At 62.9% G+C, this 17,057-nt stretch carries 20 protein-coding genes and 1 tRNA gene; 3 read left to right on the forward strand and 18 right to left on the reverse strand.

Annotated elements, in window-relative coordinates; genetic code table 11:
• From argJ to Q0C59_RS12475, 3 genes are all read right to left on the reverse strand, one after another.
• The coding region (gene argJ / locus Q0C59_RS12465) for a bifunctional glutamate N-acetyltransferase/amino-acid acetyltransferase ArgJ (RefSeq protein ID WP_291215933.1) at positions 1-1,161 on the reverse strand (1,161 nt) is incomplete at its 3' end.
• Between the two features lie 65 nt (positions 1,162-1,226).
• Positions 1,227-3,980, reverse strand: a complete 2,754-nt coding sequence (secA, locus tag Q0C59_RS12470; protein WP_291215936.1) for a preprotein translocase subunit SecA — start codon at positions 3,978-3,980, stop codon at positions 1,227-1,229.
• 164 nt (positions 3,981-4,144) lie between these two features.
• Entirely contained in the window at positions 4,145-5,095 is a 951-nt protein-coding gene (locus Q0C59_RS12475) for a M23 family metallopeptidase (protein WP_291215939.1), read from the reverse strand.
• 51 nt (positions 5,096-5,146) lie between these two features.
• Between Q0C59_RS12475 and Q0C59_RS12480 the strand changes: the two genes are divergently transcribed.
• Positions 5,147-5,464, forward strand: coding sequence for a hypothetical protein (locus tag Q0C59_RS12480; RefSeq protein WP_291215942.1), 318 nt, complete (start codon positions 5,147-5,149; stop codon positions 5,462-5,464).
• 43 nt (positions 5,465-5,507) lie between these two features.
• Here Q0C59_RS12480 and Q0C59_RS12485 read toward each other — a convergent pair.
• The 6 genes from Q0C59_RS12485 to petA all read right to left on the reverse strand — a co-directional run bounded on the left by Q0C59_RS12485 (position 5,508) and on the right by petA (position 9,786).
• Positions 5,508-5,583 (reverse strand) — tRNA-Thr (locus Q0C59_RS12485).
• A gap of 15 nt (positions 5,584-5,598) precedes the next feature.
• A complete protein-coding gene (locus Q0C59_RS12490) occupies positions 5,599-6,162 on the reverse strand; it encodes a ClpXP protease specificity-enhancing factor (RefSeq protein ID WP_291215944.1) in 564 nt (187 codons plus the stop codon).
• Positions 6,163-6,212: 50 nt separating this feature from the next.
• Complete coding sequence (locus Q0C59_RS12495; protein WP_056273171.1) at positions 6,213-6,824, reverse strand: glutathione S-transferase N-terminal domain-containing protein; 612 nt, start codon at positions 6,822-6,824, stop codon at positions 6,213-6,215.
• A 115-nt stretch (positions 6,825-6,939) separates the two neighbouring features.
• Positions 6,940-7,695 carry a cytochrome c1 gene (locus tag Q0C59_RS12500; protein ID WP_291215946.1) on the reverse strand — a complete coding sequence of 252 codons (756 nt, stop codon included), beginning with the start codon at positions 7,693-7,695 and terminating at the stop codon, positions 6,940-6,942.
• 32 nt (positions 7,696-7,727) lie between these two features.
• On the reverse strand, positions 7,728-9,128 hold the full coding sequence (locus Q0C59_RS12505; protein ID WP_291215948.1) for a cytochrome bc complex cytochrome b subunit: 1,401 nt from the start codon (positions 9,126-9,128) through the stop codon (positions 7,728-7,730).
• 49 nt (positions 9,129-9,177) lie between these two features.
• Complete coding sequence (gene petA, locus Q0C59_RS12510) at positions 9,178-9,786, reverse strand: ubiquinol-cytochrome c reductase iron-sulfur subunit (RefSeq protein WP_291215951.1); 609 nt, start codon at positions 9,784-9,786, stop codon at positions 9,178-9,180.
• Between the two features lie 250 nt (positions 9,787-10,036).
• Between petA and mscL the strand changes: the two genes are divergently transcribed.
• Positions 10,037-10,465 carry a large conductance mechanosensitive channel protein MscL gene (gene mscL / locus Q0C59_RS12515; RefSeq protein WP_291215953.1) on the forward strand — a complete coding sequence of 143 codons (429 nt, stop codon included), beginning with the start codon at positions 10,037-10,039 and terminating at the stop codon, positions 10,463-10,465.
• On the opposite strand, the gene pdxA is transcribed toward mscL, so the two are convergent.
• A complete protein-coding gene (gene pdxA / locus Q0C59_RS12520) occupies positions 10,455-11,504 on the reverse strand; it encodes a 4-hydroxythreonine-4-phosphate dehydrogenase PdxA (RefSeq protein WP_291215955.1) in 1,050 nt (349 codons plus the stop codon). The genes mscL and pdxA overlap by 11 nt on opposite strands.
• A 6-nt stretch (positions 11,505-11,510) precedes the next feature.
• A complete protein-coding gene (locus Q0C59_RS12525) occupies positions 11,511-12,296 on the reverse strand; it encodes a Nif3-like dinuclear metal center hexameric protein (protein WP_291215958.1) in 786 nt (261 codons plus the stop codon).
• Positions 12,297-12,449: 153 nt separating this feature from the next.
• Between Q0C59_RS12525 and Q0C59_RS12530 the strand changes: the two genes are divergently transcribed.
• Complete coding sequence (locus Q0C59_RS12530) at positions 12,450-13,607, forward strand: S1C family serine protease (RefSeq protein ID WP_291215960.1); 1,158 nt, start codon at positions 12,450-12,452, stop codon at positions 13,605-13,607.
• Positions 13,608-13,623: 16 nt separating this feature from the next.
• On the opposite strand, the gene tatC is transcribed toward Q0C59_RS12530, so the two are convergent.
• The 7 genes from tatC to hisI form a co-directional block, all read right to left on the reverse strand.
• Positions 13,624-14,421, reverse strand: a complete 798-nt coding sequence (gene tatC, locus Q0C59_RS12535; RefSeq protein WP_291215962.1) for a twin-arginine translocase subunit TatC — start codon at positions 14,419-14,421, stop codon at positions 13,624-13,626.
• Positions 14,421-14,912: a twin-arginine translocase TatA/TatE family subunit gene (locus Q0C59_RS12540; protein ID WP_291215964.1), complete on the reverse strand. Its 492-nt coding sequence runs from the start codon at positions 14,910-14,912 to the stop codon at positions 14,421-14,423. The genes tatC and Q0C59_RS12540 overlap by 1 nt, the downstream gene beginning before the upstream one ends.
• 93 nt (positions 14,913-15,005) lie before the next feature.
• A complete protein-coding gene (gene tatA / locus Q0C59_RS12545) occupies positions 15,006-15,248 on the reverse strand; it encodes a Sec-independent protein translocase subunit TatA (RefSeq protein ID WP_291215966.1) in 243 nt (80 codons plus the stop codon).
• Positions 15,249-15,380: 132 nt separating this feature from the next.
• Complete coding sequence (locus Q0C59_RS12550; protein ID WP_291215968.1) at positions 15,381-15,743, reverse strand: histidine triad nucleotide-binding protein; 363 nt, start codon at positions 15,741-15,743, stop codon at positions 15,381-15,383.
• 19 nt (positions 15,744-15,762) lie between these two features.
• Positions 15,763-16,152, reverse strand: coding sequence for a hypothetical protein (locus Q0C59_RS12555; RefSeq protein ID WP_291215971.1), 390 nt, complete (start codon positions 16,150-16,152; stop codon positions 15,763-15,765).
• Positions 16,153-16,164: 12 nt separating this feature from the next.
• On the reverse strand, positions 16,165-16,545 hold the full coding sequence (locus tag Q0C59_RS12560; RefSeq protein WP_291215974.1) for a phosphoribosyl-ATP diphosphatase: 381 nt from the start codon (positions 16,543-16,545) through the stop codon (positions 16,165-16,167).
• Between the two features lie 7 nt (positions 16,546-16,552).
• Positions 16,553-16,951: a phosphoribosyl-AMP cyclohydrolase gene (hisI, locus tag Q0C59_RS12565; RefSeq protein WP_291215977.1), complete on the reverse strand. Its 399-nt coding sequence runs from the start codon at positions 16,949-16,951 to the stop codon at positions 16,553-16,555.
• Positions 16,952-17,057 lie beyond the last annotated feature (106 nt).

Genomic DNA, 17,057 nt, shown 5'->3' on the forward strand with positions numbered 1-17,057 from the left:
GCCGATGCGCACCAGGATCTCGGCCTGCTTCATCACCCGCTGACCGTCCTCTTCGCGGTAGTCGGGATGGCGGCCACCCTGGGTGACCACGTGCACATCGCCCAGGTGCAGGTCGATACCGCTCACGTCCAGATCGTGGATGCCGGCATAGCCCACGGCGGCGAGGATGCGGCCGAGGTTGGGGTCACTGGCGAAAAAGGCAGTCTTGACCAGCGGCGAGTGCGCCACCGCGTAGGCCGCCAGAAGGCATTCCGCCGCAGTGCGACCACCCTCGACTTGAATGGTGATGAACTTGGTGGCGCCCTCGCCGTCGCGCACGATGGCGTGCGCCAGAAAACGCGCCACTTGCGTCAAGCCGTTCACCAGGGCCAGGCCCGCCAGGCTGTCCAGATCGGTGATGGGGGTATGGCCCGCTCGACCGGTGGCGACCACCACAAACGAATCGTTGGTGCTGGTGTCGCCGTCCACCGTGACACGGTTGAACGATGCGTCGGCCAGGCGACGGGCCAGTTCGTTCATGAGTGCAGGCGCCACTACGGCGTCGGTGGCCACAAAACCGAGCATGGTCGCCATGTTCGGGCGGATCATGCCGGCGCCCTTGGCGATGCCGGTGGCATGCACGGCATGTCCATCGATCACCATGCGCTGGCTGCGAGCCTTGGGCAGGGTGTCGGTGGTCATGATGCCTTGGGCCGCCAGAAGCCATTGCGCACCGTTGTCGGTCTGCGGTTGTGCCGCGTCGGCGAGGGCAGTCGGCAGACCTGCGAGCAGGCGATCCAGCGGCAGCGGCTCCATGATCACGCCGGTGGAGAACGGCAGCACCTGCTCATGGCGCACACCCAGCGACAAGGCCAACGAGGTGCAGGTCTGGCGCGCGTTCGCCAGACCAGGCTCGCCCGTGCCGGCATTGGCGTTGCCGGTGTTGATCACGAGCGCTCTGACGCCCTGCCCCGCCGCGAGGTGTTCGCGGCACACCTGCACCGGTGCTGCGGCGTACCGGTTCTGGGTGAATACCGCACCAACCGTGCAACCCTCGTCCAGCAAAAACACTGTGAGGTCCTTGCGGTTGGCTTTGCGGATGCCGGCCTCCGCGACCCCGATGCGCACACCCGCGATGGGGAGCAGGTCGGCGACCGAGGGCGTGTCAAGGTGAACGGGCATGGGGACTCCGTGAATTCAAGGTTGAGCCAGTCGGGAGGACACGAAGGGCTGCGGGCCCGGTCAATTCAGTCCAGCTTGCCGTGGCACTGTTTGTATTTTTTACCGCTGCCGCAGGGGCAGGGCTCGTTGCGGCCCACGCGCGGCACATCGCCCGCAGAACGCGGCGCTGCGCTGGACGCGCCCACCGTCTCCACTTCACCGGTTTCGGTGGGCGCGGTGTAGGTCACGTTGGCAATCTGCTCGGCGCGCTCTTCCAACTGCTCGGCCGCCTGCGCCATCTGCTCGGCGGACTGCACACGCACGTTCATCAGCACGCGCGTCACGTCGTTCTTCACCGTGTCAAGCAGTTGGCCAAACAGCACGAAGGCCTCGCGTTTGTATTCCTGCTTGGGCTGCTTCTGCGCATAACCACGCAGGTGGATACCCTGACGCAGGTAGTCCAGCGCGGACAAGTGTTCGCGCCACTGCCCGTCGATGGTTTGGAGCAGCACCACGCGCTCGAACTGGGTGAAGTTCTCTTCACCCACGATCTGCACCTTGGCTTCGAACGCCGCCTTGGCAGCGGCCACCACGCGCTCGGCGACTTCTTCGGCGTCGATCGACTCGGCGTCCGACACCCAGGTCGACACCGGCACATCGACCGCCCATTCTTCGCGCAGCACGCGCTCCAGGGTGGGCAGGTCCCATTGCTCTTCAACACTGCCTTCGGGCACGTACTGGTGAACCAGGTCGGCGAAGCAACCGTCTCGCAGCGAATCGATCTGGGCTCGCAGCGATTCAGCGTCGAGGATGTCGTTGCGCTGCTGGTAGATCACCTTGCGCTGGTCGTTGGACACATCGTCGTACTCCAGCAGCTGCTTGCGGATATCGAAGTTGCGCGCCTCGACCTTGCGCTGCGCGCTTTCGATGCTGCGGGTGACGATGCCGGCCTCGATGGCTTCGCCCTCGGGCATCTTCAGGCGGTCCATGATGGCACGCACGCGGTCGCCCGCGAAGATACGCATCAGCGAGTCGTCCAGGCTCAGGTAGAAGCGCGACGAACCCGGGTCGCCCTGCCGGCCGGAGCGACCACGCAGCTGGTTGTCGATACGGCGCGACTCGTGGCGCTCAGTGGCGATGATGCGCAGGCCACCCAGTGCCTTGACCTTGTCGTGGTCGGCCTGCCAGTTCTGGCGCAAGGTCTCGATGCGCGCGGCCTTGGCGGCCTCGTCCAGCGATTCATCGTTCTGCACCGCGTCAACCATCTTCTCCAGGTTGCCGCCGAGCACGATGTCGGTACCGCGACCGGCCATGTTGGTGGCGATGGTGATGCCGCCCGGGCGACCTGCCTGGATGATGATGTCGGCCTCGCGCGCGTGTTGCTTGGCGTTCAACACTTCGTGCGGCAAGCCTTCCTTGACCAGCAGCTCGGCAATGATTTCCGAGTTCTCGATCGACGACGTGCCCACCAGCACCGGCTGGCCACGTTCGTGGCATTCGCGGATGTCCTGAATGGCCGCGACGTACTTTTCTTTCGTGGTCTTGTAGACGCGATCGAGCTGGTCAACTCGCTTGCTCAAGCGGTTCGGCGGAATCACCACCGTTTCCAGGCTGTAGATCTCCTGGAATTCATACGCCTCGGTGTCGGCCGTGCCGGTCATGCCCGATAGCTTGCCGTAGAGACGGAAGTAGTTCTGGAAGGTGATGGACGCCAATGTCTGGTTCTCGGGCTGGATCGCCACGCCTTCCTTGGCCTCCACAGCCTGGTGCAGGCCGTCGCTCCAGCGCCGGCCCGTCATCAAACGACCGGTGAACTCGTCGACGATCACGATTTCGCCGTTCTGGTTCACGTAGTGCTGGTCGCGGTGGTACAGGTGATGCGCCTTGAGCGAGGTGACCAGGTTGTGCAGCAGCGCAATGTTGGCCGGGTCGTAGAGCGACGCGCCTTCGGGCAACAGACCCGCCTGGCTGAGCAGCTGTTCGGCATGCTCATGGCCTTGTTCGGTCATGTGGATGGCGTGGGCTTTCTCGTCCACCGTGAAGTCGCCCGGCTTGATCACGCCCTCGCCCGTGCGCACATCGGCTTCGCCTTCCTGGCGCACCAGATGCGGCACCAGTTGCTTGATCGCCATGTAGGTCTGGGTCTGGTCTTCGGCCTGGCCGCTGATGATCAGCGGCGTACGGGCTTCGTCGATCAGGATCGAATCCACCTCGTCGACGATGGCGAAGTTCAGGCCGCGCTGCACGCGGTCCGCGGCCTCGTAGACCATGTTGTCGCGCAAATAGTCGAAGCCGTATTCGTTGTTGGTGCCGTAGGTGATGTCGGAGCGGTAGGCCGCCTGCTTCTCTTCGCGCGGCGCCTGGGGCAGGTTGATGCCCACCGAGAGTCCGAGGAAGTTGTAGAGGCGCCCCATCCATTGCGCGTCACGGCTGGCCAGGTAATCATTGACCGTGACCACGTGCACGCCTTTGCCGGTGAGCGCGTTCAAATACACCGGCAGTGTGGCCGTCAAGGTCTTGCCTTCACCCGTGCGCATCTCGGCCACCTTGCCGTGGTGCAGCGCAAGGCCACCCACCAGCTGCACGTCGAAGTGGCGCATCTTCATGGCGCGCTTGCTGCCTTCGCGCACGACTGCAAACGCTTCCGGCAACACAGAATCGAGGCTCTCGCCCTGAGCTATGCGCTGCTTGAAAGACTCGGTCTTGCCACGGATCTCGTCATCGCTGAGTTTTTCAAACTCTGCCTCAAGTCCGTTGATGCGCTCCACCGTTTTGCGGTAGGTCTTGAGCAAGCGATCGTTGCGGCTACCAAAGAGTTTGGTGAGGAAGTTTGTGGCCATACATGCAGGCCTGCACCAGACATCCAGAAGGCGCCGGGCAGGCAAAAGAAAGTGGAGGGTTCTTGCGAACCTGGAGGGCATGCGCCCGGCGCCAATGTTGTGCCGGCGAACGCGAGGCTTTCAAGAGCAAAGCCGCGATTTTACCTGCCGGGCCAAGCCTGCGTTCACGGCTTGCGCGGACCCGTCACCGCGGGCTTGGCGGTGGCGATCTTCTCGCCCGCAGCCAGGAAACGCTGAGGATCCTGCGGCACGCCCGCCACCCACACCTCAAAGTGCAAATGCGGCCCGGTGGAGCGGCCCGTGGAGCCGACACTGGCGATTTTCTGCCCGCGCTTGACGATGTCGCCCTTCTTGACGAAGGTCTGCGAAGCGTGGGCGTAGCGGGTGATCAAGTCGTTGCCATGGTCGATCTCGATCATGTTGCCGTAGGCCGCGTGGTACTCCTGCACCACGACCACCCCGCCCGCAGCGGCCAGAATGGGTGTGCCCACATCGGCGGGAAAATCGAGCCCCGTGTGCAGGGCTGAAAGCCCGGTGATGGGATCGATGCGAAAGCCGAAGGCGGAGCCCACCCGAACCCCGTCCACCGGTTTTTCGGTGGGAATGAGGGTCTGGCGGATTTTCTGGTCGAACAGCCGGGACTCCACGACCGTGAGCCAGTCGACCCGGGAGCCGCTGGAAACGTCGACGATGTCCAGGGCCTGCATCAATTCCTGCATGCTGATGTCACGGCTGGCCACCAGCGAGCCCCCCGATCCCGGGGCGTTCTTGAACTCAGCCGGATTCAAGCCCGCCAGACCTGCCACACGTTCTCCGAGCGAATCGATCTGCATCATGCGAGCCTGCATCTCACCCAGCTTGCGCGCCATGGCATCGAGGTTGGCGCGCATGTAGGCGTCCTTGGAGCCTGCGTCGTTCGGATGAACCAGCCGGGCGACAGAAGCAAAGCCAGGCCAACCCTGGCGAACGCCTTCCAGAAAGAACCAGTGGTAGGAGGCGATGGAGGCCAGCATCAGCGTCACCGCGGCCAACGCACCCGCTCCCACCAGCTTGAGACCACTGAGGTGCAGTGCCCGGCTCTTGGCCAGCCAGGCGTCCGTGATAATGATGTGCACTCTGAAACCTTTCCTTGCGGTGGACAGCGAGCGCCCACCCAGTCGAACCACATGGCCACCGATCAACGACCACGAACCGTCTTCAGCCTGGAGCAGGCTGTGGGCGCTGCGCCATCGTTGGCCTTGTTGAGGGAGCGCATCCGCGAATCCCAACATTGCATGAATCAGATACAGCACCTGATACCGCCAGCCATGCGCCAGCAAGTGGTGGCGGGGCCCTTGAACGAGCAGGAGTGGTGCCTTTTGGTGGGCAGCGCTGCCGCCTCCACCAAGCTGAGGCAATTGCTGCCCGCGTTCCAACGGGCGTTGACCCAAAGCGGTGCGCAGGTTAACGCAATCCGCATCAAAGTCCAAATCCCCGGGCGATGAGCGCGCCCCAGGTGGGGCTCAATGGCCGGAGTCGGAGGGGTACTGGTGCCGCTTATCTGACTCGAACAGATGACCTATCGCTTACAAGGCGATTGCTCTACCAACTGAGCTAAAGCGGCAAAGAGGATGCGAGTTTACTTGACCCGCTTGAGCTGCGGCCGACCCGGCGGGCGCCCAGGACCATCCGTGGGGGGCTCGGGCGAGTCGTCTGTCGGGCCCGTTTCGACAACGTCCTTGGCTTCATTGTTGACGTCATTTTTCACCGAGCGCAACGGGCTGCGGGAAGTGGCGTCAGAGATGCCGCCCGCCTCTTCACCCGGAACCTGCACATCTGCAGGAACCGCAGGTTTGACCGCGGTCAATGTGGCAGGTGCGGGGGCGGGAAAGGCCATGCCTTGCCCGTTCTCTCGGGCATAGATGGCCACCACATGGCTGATCGGCACCGCGATTTCGCGCGCCACGCCGCCGAAACGCGCCTTGAACTCGATGAAATCGTTGCCCAGCCTCAATGAACTGGTGGCGTCCACGCCGACGTTGAGCACGATCTCGCCGTTCTTCACGAACTCCAGCGGCACTTGGACAGAAGCGTCCACCTGCACCGCGATGTAGGGGGAGAAACCGTTGTCCGAACACCATTCGTGCAAAGCACGAATCAGGTAAGGACGGGTGGAAGGGATGTCCGTGTCAGCAGGGCTCATGCAACGTCACTGCGGGAATGAAGACCAGGCCACCAGGGCCGGGTCCACCATCACTTGCGCATCACCTTCTCGGAAGGTGTGAGCGCCTCAATGTATGCGGGGCGCGAGAAGATGCGCTCGGCGTACTTGAGCAAGGGCGCAGCGTTCTTGCTGAGCTCGATGCCGTAGAAGTCCAGGCGCCACAGCAAAGGGGCAATCGCCACGTCGAGCATGGAGAAGTTGTCGCCCAGCATGAACTTGTTCTTCAGGAACACCGGGGCCAGCTGGGTAAGGCGATCGCGGATGTGCGCGCGCGCTTTTTCCAGCGCCTTTTCGTTGCCTTTGGTCGCGCGCGATTCCAGCATGGACACGTGCGTGAACAGCTCTTTTTCGAAGTTCAGAAGGAACAGGCGAACGCGGGCACGGTCAACCGGGTCGCCGGGCATGAGCTGCGGGTGGGGGAAGCGCTCGTCAATGTACTCATTGATGATGTTCGACTCGTACAGGATGAGATCACGCTCGACCAGGATGGGCACCTGACCATAGGGGTTCATCACGCTGATGTCTTCGGGCTTGTTGTAAAGGTCGACATCCCGGATCTCGAAATCCATGCCTTTTTCGAACAGAACGAAGCGGCAGCGGTGGGAATACGGGCAGGTGGTGCCCGAGTACAAGACCATCATGAGGGTGTCTCCTTAAAGCAAAAAACAGTGGTTTGCGTTCGTGTCATACGGACACTGCAAACCACTGCGGAACAGACATGCCGGCGGACCACGCCGCCGACCCTGTCGGATGGGATTATTTGATGTCTTTCCAGAACGCGGCATTCAGGCGCCAGGCCACCACAGTGAAAGCAGCCAGGAACAACATCACCCACACGCCAATGCGCACGCGGCTGTTTTGGGCCGGCTCGGCCATCCATTGCAGATAGGCCACCAAGTCGCCCACGTTGTTGTCGTACTCGGCAGCACTCATGGTGCCGGGCTTGACGGTGGTCCAACCCTTGACGCGCTCCACCTCGTGCCCGTGACTCATCACCTTCTCCATCACCGGGCGCTGCTCGCCCTGCAACTCCCACAGGGGGTTGGGCATGCCGATGTTGGGGAACGCCAGGTTGTTCCAGCCCGTGGGCTTGGTGTCGTCACGGTAGTAGGTGCGCAACAGGGTGTAGACGTAGTCCGCGCCCGTGCCAGCCTTGCTCGAACGCGAGCGGGCAATCAAGGTCAGGTCGGGCGGGTTCACACCGAACCATTGTTTGGCCTGCTTCGGATCGATGGACGCCTTCATCGTGTCACCGATCTTGTCGGTGGCAAATGTGAGGTTTTCTGCAATTTGCTTGTCGTTCAGACCGATATCACGAAGTCGGTTGTAACGCATGAACGCGGCGGAATGGCAGCTGAGGCAGTAATTCACAAACAGCTTGGCTCCGTTTTGAAGGGCGGCCATGTCGTTGGTGCGCTGCGGAGCTTTGTCCAGCGGAATGCTCCCGCCGGCGGCCATGGCAGCGCCCGACATACCCAATGCCAGCGCGAAGCCCAAGAGGATTTTTTTCATTTGCTTGACTCTCTGAATTGGCTCTTCGGGGTTCAGTGGGGCTGGAAAGTGACGCGATCGGGCACGGGCTTGAACTCGCCCAGACGGCTCCACCACGGCATCAGCAGGAAGAAGCCGAAGTAGAACAAGGTGCCGACCTGGGACACGCGCTCGCCGATCGGCGACGGTGGCAACACCCCCAGGTAACCCAGGATCAGGAAGTTGATCACGAACACACCGTACAGGTACTTGTTCCAGGTAGGGCGGTAGCGGATCGACTTCACCGGGCTGTAGTCAAGCCAGGGGAGGAAGAACAGGATGATCACGGCGCCACCCATGGCGACCACACCCCAGAACTTGGCGTCGATGGCCAGCATCAGGGCCACCAGCACCAGGGCGCCGAGCACAATGGCGCCCTTGATGGCGCTGGACACCTTGGCCTTGAGCGCACCGAGCACCGCAGCAATGATGACGATGGCCACCAGTGCGAACATCATCTCGGTGGTGATGGCGCGCAGCATCGAATAGAACGGCGTGAAATACCAGACCGGCGCGATGTGCAGCGGCGTCACCAGCGGATCGGCCGGGATGAAGTTGTTGTACTCAAGGAAGTAGCCACCGAACTCGGGCGCAAAGAAGATGATCGCCGAGAAGAGCATGAGGAACACCGACACACCCAGCACGTCGTGCACGGTGTAGTAGGGGTGGAACGGAATGCCGTCGAGCGGGATGCCCTTGGCGTCTTTCTTCGCTTTGATCTCCACGCCGTCAGGGTTGTTGGACCCCACCTCGTGCAGCGCGATGATGTGCGCCACGACCAGACCCAGCAGCACCAGCGGCACAGCAATCACGTGGAAGCTGAAGAAGCGGTTCAGCGTGGCGTCTCCCACCACGAAGTCGCCGCGGATCAGTAGCGCGAGGTCAGGGCCGATAAAGGGAATCGCGGCAAACAGGTTCACGATCACCTGCGCACCCCAGTAGGACATCTGGCCCCAAGGCAGCAGGTAGCCCATGAAGGCCTCGGCCATCAGGCACAGGAAGATGGCGCAACCGAACACCCACACCAGCTCGCGCGGCTTGCGGTAGCTGCCGTAGATCAGGCCACGGAACATATGCAGGTACACCACCACGAAGAACGCGGAGGCGCCGGTGGAGTGCATGTAGCGGATCAACCAGCCCCAGGGCACGTCGCGCATGATGTACTCGACCGATGCAAAGGCGAGCGCTGCGTCGGGCTTGTAGTGCATCACGAGGAAGATGCCGGTGACGATCTGGATCACGAGCACCAGCAGTGCGAGCGAGCCGAAGAAGTACCAGAAGTTGAAGTTCTTCGGCGCGTAATACTCGGCCAGATGCTCGTTGTAGAGCTTGGAGAGCGGGAACCGGTTGTCAACCCAGTTCAGCGCCTTCTCGGCGATCGGGGCGTTGGGGGAAACTTCTTTGAATTCAGCCATGGGTTGCCTCTGTGTGGCGTTGTCTGATGTCGCTAGAAACCGCTGAGGCTCAGGCCTGCTTCTCTTCGCCCACCAGCAAGGTGGTGTCGGACAAGTAATAGTGCGGCGGCACCTCCAGGTTGTCCGGGGCCGGCTTGTTCTTGAATACGCGGCCCGCCACGTCGAAGGTGGAGCCGTGGCAGGCGCACAGGAAGCCGCCTTTCCAATCGTCCGGCAACGAAGGCTGGGGACCGGGTGTCAGCCTGTCACCGGGGGAGCAGCCAAGGTGGGTGCAGATGCCCACGGTCACGAGAAACTCGGGTTTGATCGAACGGTGGCGGTTCTTGGCGTACTCGGGCGTCGGGTAGGCGGTGCGGTTCGAGTTCGGATCGGCCAGCTCACCCTCGAAGGTTTCGAGTGCGGCGAGTTGCTCGGGCGTGCGGCGCAGGATCCACACCGGTTTGCCGCGCCACTCCACCACGATCTTCTCACCCGGCTGAATGCCGGAGATGTCCACCTCGACGGCGGCACCAGCGGCCTTGGCCCGCTCGGAAGGCTGAAATGTGCTCACGAAGGGCACAGCGACTGCGGCCGCACCCACGCCACCCATGGCGCAGGAGGTGATCAGCCAGGTGCGGCGGCTGTTGTTTGCTGGGGCTTGGGCGGTAGCTTCACTCATGGAACTCTTTCAATGAGACTTCTGGACAGTGCATCAGGGACAACCCGGAATTGTACTGGAGCACATCGTCGCCTCTCCCGCTTGTCTGGGCGCCGGACTGGGCTATTGGGGACATTGCGCGTGAGTGAAAAGGGAGGCTCCCAACCGGCCCCACCTGAAAGGTGCCGATCCTTGTGTGAGAATCGTTTTCGCCCACTCTGCACTCAGGGTGATGGGCAAGACACAATACCTTCAAGCCGAGGAGAACAACATGAGCGTGATGCAGGAGTTCAAGGAGTTTGCCGTCAAGGGCAACGTCATCGACCTGGCCGTGGGCGTGATCATCGGGGGCGCATTCGGCAAGATCGTTTCCTCGATGGTGGACGACATCATCATGCCCCTGGTGGGCTCGATCTTCGGCAACCTCGACTTCACCAACCTCTACGTCGCCCTCGGCAGGGTACCTGAGGGCACGGCGCCGACGCTGGCCGCACTCAAAGCCGCCGGCGTGCCGACGCTGGCCTACGGCAACTTCATCACCGTGGCCATCAACTTCACCATCCTGGCGTTCATCATCTTCATGATGGTCAAGCAGATCAACCGCCTCAAGCGGGAGACCCCGACAGCACCGCCGGCACCCGTGGCCACCCCTGAAGATGTGGTGCTGCTGCGGGAGATCCGCGACAGCCTCAGGAAGTAAGGCTTGCCGCCAGGGCCGCGTCTATCGCGGCCAGCAGGCTGCCGGGACTGGCGCGTCCAGCACCGGCAATGTCGAATGCCGTTCCGTGGTCGGGACTCGTTCGCACAAAAGGCAAACCCAGCGTGGTGTTCACGCCGTGGTCCAGCCCCAGCAGCTTGACCGGGATGAGCCCCTGGTCGTGGTACATGGCCACGACCACGTCAAAAGTGCCCTGCCGCGCCCGCATGAAAACCGTGTCCGGAGCGTGCGGACCACTGGCATCCACCCCCTCCTGCCGCGCACGCTCAATGGCCGGGGCGATCACATCCCGATCTTCCACCCCGAACAAACCACCCTCCCCCGCATGCGGGTTGAGCCCCGCCACGGCAATCCGTGGTGTCGCCACACCAATGCGCAGAAAGTGCGCGTGTGTGATGCGGATCGTCTGCAACACCTGCTCGGTGGTCACTGCGTCCAGCGCCTGACGGAGCGAGACGTGGATGCTCACGAGCACCGTGCTCAGACCGGGGCAGCTCAACATCATGCGTACGGGCAGACGGGCCACCGCCACGCCCAGGTGCGCCGCGCTCAACGCCTGCAACAATTCGGTGTGCCCGGGATGCTCGACGCCCGCTGCGGCCAGCGCCTCCTTGTGGATCGGTGCGGTCACCACGGCACGTGCGCGCCCTTCCAGCGCAGCCTTGGCCGCCCACTCGATGCAATCGGCCGCTGCGCGCCCAGCGTGCACGCTGATGCGCCCCACCGCGACCGGTTCGCCCAACTTGCATGCCTGCACCACCGCCATGCAACCCGGGGGGACCGCCGCCAGGTCGGCAAGCTCTGCGATCTCGGCCAGCATCAAACGATTCGATCCGGCGCCCCACTGCCGCGCCGCCCGGCGCAGGGTCTCCACATCGCCCGCCACCACGGTCTGCGACAGAAGCGCTGGACGCTCGCTCAAGGCTTTCACGATGATCTCCGGCCCGATCCCGGCCGGATCTCCCATGGTCAAAACGATGGGGCTGCTTCGGGCCGCGTGGCGAATGGTCGACTGTTTCATCGGGATTCAGGCCGGGTTGTCGATGTCGATGAACACGTGCTCCAGGCCAAGCAGGGCCGCGACGTGGGCGCCCACGGCGGGAGCTCCGTAGCGCTCGGAAGCATGGTGACCGCAAGCGATGTAGGCCACCCCACATTCACGGGCGTAGTGGGCCTGCGGTTCGGAAATTTCACCGGTGATGAACACGTCGGCCCCTGCGGCGATGGCGGACTCGAAATAACCCTGCGCCCCGCCCGTGCACAGTGCGACGTGCCGGACCGGGCGATCGGGCTCTGCCACCAGCGTGACGGCCCGACCGAGTTGTTGCGACACGTGCGCGGCCAGCTCGGCGGCCGACGCCGACAGCCTGTGCCCCATGAAGCCCAGCGATTGCTCACCAAAGCGGCCGCGCGCATCGGAGTAGAGCGCCACCCCCAGCCGTTGCGCCAGTTGGGCGTTGTTGCCCAACTCGGCGTGGGCATCCAGCGGCAGGTGGAAGGCCAGCAGGTTGATGTCGTGAGCCAGCAGGCGCGACAGGCGCTGCTTCATCCAACCTGTTACCCGACCATCCTGGCCGCGCCAGAACAAGCCGTGGTGCACCAGGATGGCGTCGGCGCCTTCGGCGATCGCGGCATCGATCAGCGCGCGGCTGGCCGTCACGCCGCTCACCAGCTTGCGAACCTCGGCGCGTCCTTCCACCTGCAAGCCGTTGGGACCGTAGTCCTTGAACAGCGAGGGTTGCAGCAACTGGTCCAGTGCCTGCGTGAGAGCCTCGCGGGGCACCGCAGAAGATGAAGAATGATCGGTTGGCATGGAATGGTCGATTTCGCGGAAGTCGCAGTGATCGTCCATTCTGACACCCGGCTCGCGCAGCATCGCAAGGGCACGCAGCGGCCTTGAACGCCGCATGCCCGATCGCATTTGCAGGACAATGGGCGCCGTGCCCAACCCTTATTCAGCTTCCCCATGAAACGACTCTGGCTCCTGTTCGCCCAAACCGTCACCGTGCTGGTGGCCGCCCTCTTCGTGGTGGCCACCCTGCAGCCGCAGTGGTTGGGGCGCTCCGCCTCCGTGGCCTCGGTGGTGCCGGTACTGGAAGCGCCCTTGATGGGTGCTGCCCCTGCCGCGGTGGAGGGTGCGTCGAGCTTTCGAAGTGCAGCGCGCGCAGCCTCGCCTGCGGTGGTGAGCATCAACACCAGCAAGGCGGCGGTCAGCGGCGCGCAAAGCGCTGACCCCTGGTTTCGCTTCTTTTTTGGCGATCAGGCACAGAGCCAGCCACAAACCGGACTGGGTTCGGGTGTCATCGTGAGCCCGGCGGGATATGTGTTGACCAACAATCACGTGATCGAGGAAGCGGACGAGATCGAGGTCATCCTCAACGACGGGCGCAAGAGCGTGGCCAAGGTGATCGGCACCGACCCCGAAACCGATCTCGCCATCCTGAAAATCGAGTTGGCCGACCTGCCCGTGATCACGTTGGGCAACTCCGATGCCCTGGAGATCGGCGACCAGGTGCTGGCCATCGGCAATCCGTTTGGCGTCGGACAGACCGTCACCAGCGGCATCGTCAGCGCGCTGGGCCGCACGCAGCTGGGCATCAACACCTTCGAGAACTTCATTCAGACCGATGCGGCCATCAACCCGGGCAATTCGGGCGGCGCACTGGTCGATGTCAATGGACATTTGATGGGCATCAACACCGCCATTTATTCGCGCTCAGGGGGCTCGATGGGCATCGGTTTTGCCATTCCCACCTCCACCGCACGCAATGTGCTGGACGCCATCGTGCGCGATGGCCAGGTCACACGCGGCTGGATCGGCGTGGAGCCGCAAGACCTCACGCCCGAACTGGCGGAGAGCTTCGGCCTCGCGCCAGGCGCTGGCGTGGTCATCACCGGCGTGCTGCAAAACGGTCCAGCCGCGCAAGCCGGCATTCGTCCGGGTGACGTGATCACCGCCGTAGGTGGCAAACCCGTGGCCACGGTGCCCCAGTTGCTGTCTGCTGTGGCTGCGCTCCAACCAGGCGTCCCGTCGCCGCTGGACGTAGCACGACGCGACGGCAAAATTCAGCTGCAGGTCACGCCGGGCCGGCGCAACATCACCCGCCAGGCGGCTGCGCGCTGAGCATTTGCGGGGCGTTTCAGGAAGCCGATTCCTTTTCAGCGGCTTCGGCCTCGCTGGGCGCCGAGGTCTTGATGAACCACTGCGAGCCCCAGATGCCGATTTCGTACAGGATGCACATGGGCACAGCGAGCGCCAGTTGTGAAATGACGTCCGGCGGTGTGACGATGGCCGCGATGACAAACGCCACAACGATGAAGTAACCGCGAAACTCCTTGAGTTTTTCCACGGTCACCATGTTCATCTTGACAAGCAACACCACCACAATGGGCACCTGGAAGGCCAAGCCGAAGGCAAGGTACAGCGAGAGGATGGCCTCCACGTACGACGCGATGTCGGGTGTGGCCGCCACGCTGGCCGGTGTGAACTGCTGGATGAAACCGAACATCTTGTCCAGCACGAAAAACTGCACGAAGGCGATACCGATGTAGGCCAACGCACTTCCGAGAACGATCAACGGGATGGCAAAGCGCTTTTCATGGCTGTACAAGCCCGGCGCCACAAAGGCCCAGACCTGGTACATCCACCACGGCAGCGAGAGCAGCAGCGCGGCCATGGCCAGCACCTTGATGGGCACAAAGAAAGGCGAGAAAACACCGACAGCGATCAACTTGGCATCGGGCGGCATGTGGGCACGGATCGGCACCGCAATCAGGTCGATCAACCCGCTGGGGCCGGGCCAGAAAGCCAGCAGGGCCATGCAGATCGCCAGACCGATCACGCCATAGAGCAGCCGATCCCGCAGCTCCATCAGGTGCTGCACGAACGGTTGTTCTGAACCGGCGAGTTCGTCGGTGGATTTTTCGGTGTCGGACATCAGCGGGGGGCGGAAGAGGAGCGGGGCCGGAAACGGGCCACGCGAGCCGCGCCGGATTGGGTGCGTGTCCGCACCCCGGTGCGGGCCTTGTACCACTGGGGCATGGCCTTCTGCTTGAGCCGCCAGTTCTTTTTGGGGTGTTTGTAAACAGGTGGGTCGAACGAGCCCAGTGTGTCACTGGAACTGTACGAGGATGAGCTTCCGTCCAGCCCTGCGGTGGCGTCGGACCACGACTTTTCGAAATCGCTGGCCCCGCTCTGGACCGATTGCTCCACGTCGCGCGCAGCGCTCGTCACCGAGTCCTTCATCTTCTTGAGCTCTTCGAGCTCCATGGAGCGACTGACCTCGGACTTCACGTCAGCCACATAGCGCTGCGCCTTGCCCAGCAGGGCACCCACCGTGCGAGCCACACGCGGCAGCTTCTCGGGGCCGATGACGATCAACGCCACAGCCCCGATGAGGGCGAGTTTGGAAATGCCCAAATCAATCATGTGTCGGCCATCCTGCGGGCGGTTCGGGCTCTGAAAGAGCCTGGGGGTGGGCGCTCAGGCAGCGAATGGAGTCACCGCAGCGCTCGGGGGAGATCAGTTTTTTTGCTTGGCTTCAACGTCGATGGCGTTTTTGTCGGCGCGGGTTTCCTGGGTCACCTGACCGGCCGGGGCCGATGCGGTGTCAGCGGGATTTTGACCGCCCTCCTTGATGCCGTCCTTGAAGCCCTTGACGGCGCCGCCCAGATCAGAGCCGATGTTCTTGAGCTTCTTGGTACCGAACACCATCACCACGATGAGCAGCACGATGAGCCAATGCCAGATTGAAAACGAACCCATGGTTTACTCCAGATATTGAGGTGTCGCGCAGTGCGCTGTGGGTGGGATTCTAAGCCCGTGCAGTAGTTCAAGCCCGTTGGGCAGGCAATTCCAGCACGGTCGCCGTGGCGCGTCGAGCCAGCAGTGGCCGAATCAGCCGCGCAACCAGGGCCTGGGGCCGCCCATCACGTGCACATGCAGGTGGTGAACCTCTTGCCCGCCTTCGGTGCCGGTGTTGCACACCATGCGAAAACCACCCTCGGGATACGGGTTGCAACCCTGCTCTGCGGCCAGCTTGGGCGCGAGCACCATCAATCGGCCCATGAGCCGCTCGTGTTCAGTTCCGAGATGCGCCATGGACGCAATATGCAGCTTGGGCACCAGTAAAAAGTGCACTGGCGCCCAAGGGTGGATGTCGTGAAAGGCGAAGAGGCCGTCGTCCTCGTATACCTTCTTCGACGGAATCTGGCCAGAGATGATCTTGCAGAAGATGCAGTTGGGGTCGTGTGCGGTCATGTCGGAAGCAGGAAGAAGTTCAATCGGGCATGGCCTGGTTGGCGTTCATCCGCACCATGCCCTTGACGATGCGGTAGAGGAACCAGATGGAAATGACGGCCCACGCGATGGCTCCAGGCAAATACAACAGCAGGAACAGCGGGAAAGTCACGACGTAGAGCACGCCAGCCCAGATGACTGTGCGGATACGCCAGGAAAAATGGCTCGCTTGCCAAGTTCCCTCTGCATCGCCCTTCTTCACAAGGTCGATGATCAGGGCCACGATCAGCAGCCCCGCGCCGACCTGCGCTCCAGGCACCACAGCGGCCACCGCTACGATCAGGTGCATCAGGTAGCTCACCCAGCCCACCGTCTTGAGGGACTGGGCCCGTTCATTGTCAACCGGTTCAACGTCGATGATGTCGCTCATGGCAATGTCCTTTCAGTGGGCGTCGGGCTCGGTACCGGCCTCGCGCGCGAGCACCTTGCGCATGGCCTTTTCTTCCAGGCCGCTCAGGCCTTCGCGGCGCACCAGCTCGGCCACCACATCGGCCGGGCCCATGTTGTAGTGCGCAAGCGCAATCATGCAGTGGAACCAGAGGTCGGCCGTTTCGTTCACCAGCTTTTGTGGGTCGCCCCCGTGGTCCAGGTCCTTGGCCGCCATGACGGCTTCGGTGGCTTCTTCGCCGATCTTTTTGAGAAAGCTGTCCGGCCCTTTGTGCAGCAGCCGGGCCACATAGCTCTTCTCGGGATCGCCGCCGTTGGCCGGCTTGCGGCTTTCGATCACGGCGGCCAGGCGGGCCAGGTCATCGGTAGGGTTCATGCTGGGTTCACTTGTAGATCGATTCGGGGTCTTTCAGCACGGGCTCGACGGCATTCCATCGGCCATCGGTGAGGCTCTGAAAGAAACAACTGTGGCGCCCGGTGTGGCAGGCAATGCCCGGCTCGTGTCCGAGCTGGGTGACCTTGAGCAGCACCACGTCGTTGTCGCAGTCCATGCGGATGTCGTGCACCGTCTGAACGTGGCCCGACTCCTCGCCCTTGAACCACAGCTTGTTGCGCGAGCGGCTGAAATACACCGCGCGCCCAAGCTCCGCAGTCTTCTGCAGTGCCTCGCGGTTCATCCACGCAAACATGAGCACATCGCCCGTGGCCGCCTCTTGCGCGATCACGGGTACCAGGCCCTGCGCATCCCATTTCACATCGTCCAACCAGTTCATCGGGGGAATCTACCATGGGCATTTGACCGCCCATGTGCCAGCGCGCGCAAAGCCGCTACGATGGGGCCGGTTCTGACAAGACCGATGCCCACCGATCACTTGCCACTGCGCTGCC

The organism is Hydrogenophaga sp. (assembly GCF_022844385.1).
Lineage (GTDB): Bacteria > Pseudomonadota > Gammaproteobacteria > Burkholderiales > Burkholderiaceae_C > Hydrogenophaga.